This window comes from Blastocatellia bacterium (assembly GCA_025055075.1).
Taxonomy (GTDB): domain Bacteria; phylum Acidobacteriota; class Blastocatellia; order HR10; family HR10; genus HR10.
Genome location: JANWYV010000036.1, coordinates 1 through 2934, shown reverse-complemented (window position 1 = coordinate 2934; position 2934 = coordinate 1). Strand labels below are relative to the sequence as shown.

The 2934-nt window shown below is 59.4% G+C and carries 4 protein-coding genes; all 4 read right to left on the bottom strand.

The window, feature by feature from the left end:
• On the bottom strand, positions 1–761 hold a 761-nt coding region (locus NZ746_09715), incomplete at its 3' end, for a dihydrodipicolinate synthase family protein (protein MCS6817642.1).
• On the bottom strand, positions 758–1558 hold the full coding sequence (locus NZ746_09710) for an HpcH/HpaI aldolase/citrate lyase family protein (GenBank protein MCS6817641.1): 801 nt from the start codon (positions 1556–1558) through the stop codon (positions 758–760). The genes NZ746_09710 and NZ746_09715, both read right to left, overlap by 4 nt.
• A gap of 9 nt (positions 1559–1567) precedes the next feature.
• Positions 1568–2314, bottom strand: coding sequence for a formylglycine-generating enzyme family protein (locus tag NZ746_09705; GenBank protein ID MCS6817640.1), 747 nt, complete (start codon positions 2312–2314; stop codon positions 1568–1570).
• The coding region (locus NZ746_09700) for a hypothetical protein (protein ID MCS6817639.1) at positions 2295–2934 on the bottom strand (640 nt) is incomplete at its 5' end. The genes NZ746_09705 and NZ746_09700, both read right to left, overlap by 20 nt.

Below are 2934 nucleotides of genomic sequence, written 5' to 3'. Positions count from 1 at the left end.
GGATCGAAGCGAAGCTTCGCGTATAAGGCGTCGAACTCGTCATATCGTCGCTGGCTGAGCAATTCCCAGAACCGGAGGGAGAGGCGCGGAGCGACATTGGCGAAGAAATCAATGAACCCCCTCGCTCCGAGTCGAAACCCGAGCGAGAGAACGAGCATGTTGTCAATGAAAGAGAACGAATCACTGAACAGGCGCAGGATCGAAGTGTAATGCCAAACATCGTAAGAGGCCCACTTGATCCCGACCACGCGCTCCAGTTCCAGGAAACGCTCCAGCAGTCGCGCCGAGAACTCATAGCCGGGAGCCGGCATCGCCCAAGGGGTGTGATACGCCATGATGCCGATCGGAGCAGCCTCGTGAACGTATCGAAAGTGCGTGAAGATGTCCTCTTCCGACGGCAGCATGTAGTGTGGGGGAGCGAGTTGGATGAAGTCCACTCCCGCAGAAGCCGCATACTGCGCCTTTCGCGCGGCCTCACGTGAGCTGAGTTCGAAGATGCCAACCATCGTAGGGACTCGACCTGCCGCTTCCTCAACCAGAGCATCCGTCGTCGCGCGAAATTCCTCGTCGGTGAGGAAATATCCTTCGCCCAACCCTCCAGCGCCCAGCAGGACGCCTGTTCCCGTCCGAATTCCTCGTTCGATCAGCCACCGAACATGCCGACGGAATGGCGCGATCTGCACACGATGCTCCTGATCGCAAAAGGTAGGTAAAGAGACGACGACGCCAACTAGCTTCTCCTTCAATGCCTCTCGGTTCATCTTTGTTCCCCTCTTTCTTCCTCCTGATGGTGAGTAAGCAGGGCGCGCGTACGAGCGAGCGTTTGGTGCGCTCCTTGAAGAAGGAACCCCAGATCGCCGCCGATCGTCACCAACGTCGCTCCTTGAGCAGCCGCCCAAGCGGCCTCCTCCGGAGTCCGGGTCAGAATGCCGAAGGGGAAACGAACCGCACGGGCACGGGCCATGATCTCCTCGATCGCTCGCCGCACCTCTGGATGATCGCTTTCGCCAATGAATCCCATTGAGCTGGCCAAGTCCCCCGGACCAATGAAGATCGCGTCGACTCCAGGCACGGCCATAAGCGCCTCCAAATCCCGAACCGCGGCGACCGTCTCGATTTGGAGGATGAGCACCAGCTCCTCATTGGCCCGGCGGACATACTCCTCAAGTCGAGTGAAATACTGACTGGCTCGCACAGGACCGAATCCTCGTGATCCGAGAGGCGGATACCGACAGGCTTCGACGGCCCGACGCGCGTCTTGAACGGTCTCGACCAGTGGAACGAGAACCCCTTCTGCGCCCAGATCAAGCGCCATCTTGAAGAGGTCCGGGCGATTATCCCCCACACGGACGATCGGTGCCGCCGTCCCCCCTTTCAGGGCGATGAGGATGTCACGCAAGCTCTCAATGCCAATCGGACAATGCTCCATATCAATGACCAACCAATCGAACCCTGCCTCAGCCATGACCTCGACGGCGTAGGGATCAGTCAGCGCAATCCAACTGCCGAGGACCAGCTCCCCATTTCGGATGCGTTCTTTCAACCGATGTGCGAACATCTCTCCCCCTCAACATATTCGCGTGACCGACTTCGCCACACGAAATCCAATGCACTCATGTCGAAGCGTCGGATGATCCGGATGCCGATACGCGCAGCGCAAAGGCTCCGGTTTCGGCGTGAGAAAGGAACCCCCGCGAATGACCTTGTTCTCGCCCTCCCCCTTGCGCGGCCCGCGTGGATTCCTCCGAGGGGGATTTTGAAAGTATTGCGGATTGTACCAATCCGCGCACCACTCCCATACATTGCCAGCCATATCGTAGAGTCCGTACCCGTTTGGAGGAAAGGACCCAACGGGTTTGGGCTTCTCCTGGCCTCCCCACCAACAACGTTCTAGAGTTGGGGGCTCGTCCCCCCACGGATAGGCCTTTCCCTCCAATCCCCCTCGCGCCGCCTTCTCCCACTCAGCGTCAGTGGGAAGGCGATAGGGCTCTCCCGTCACGCGACGCAACCAGCGGCAATAGGCCATGGCGTCATACCAACTGACGCCGACGACAGGCTGTTGAAGATCATTGAAGCGCGGATCCTCCCAGAAGAGCGGTTTCTCATGTCCCGTCGCTTGGAGGAAGCAAGCATATTCGGCATTTGTGACCGGATAGAGGCCGATCTCGAATGCATCGAGATCTACGAGAGTCGGGGGACTCTCCCCAGGGAAATGCTCCCACTCAATGCTTCCCATGTGGAACGGGCCGGCCGGGATCAACTTCGTCCTCGGGATCAGGAGCGATTCGCTCCGCTCAAGCAAATCGGAACGCATAGAGGCGACCTCGCCGCATGTGGAAATGGATGCGCAGTAGCTTTCCCCGAAGTGCCGAACAATCGCTTTTGCCTTTCCATCGAACGGGCTCCCAAAGGACATCGCCTTCTAAACCATCGCACTCCTCAAGAGCATAGCCGGGAATCGGCGTGCCATCGGGCTCGACCAACCCCACGCGCAATCGTCCACCGCGCTGAGACCAGAAATTGACCCGCAGTTCGCCCCCCGTGAATGAGACGACCTGCGTCCAGCATTCGCCTTCGGTCTCCGCCTCAAGCGCCATCAACCCGTCCTCCCGCAGCGCGGCGATCCAGATTCCACCTGAAGGACGTGTGAGATATTCAGGCCGGTTCAGATTGTGCGTCATCCCCAATCGGGCCACGGGGAAGGCCCACTGTCCCCGTCCCCACGGAACAATGCCCACGCCTGCGTAGACCTGTCCTTCGAAACCCGATCCCGGAGGACCTACTGAAATGTAGGGCTCGCGCTTGGGGCGGAACCAACGACGCCCGTCGCGGCTGACGACCAAATGAACCTCAACCGTATCGGCCGCGCGATGGTAAAAAGCTGGGAGCATTAGGTGGGCACGAGCAGCTCCCGGCCACCGGTGATAGGCATTC

Excerpts from the sequence above, each read along its gene's own strand:
- NZ746_09705 (MCS6817640.1), bottom strand. The coding sequence starts at position 2,314 with ATGCGTTCCGATTTGCTTGAGCGGAGCGAATCGCTCCTGATCCCGAGG.
- NZ746_09710 (MCS6817641.1), bottom strand. The coding sequence starts at position 1,558 with ATGTTCGCACATCGGTTGAAAGAACGCATCCGAAATGGGGAGCTGGTC.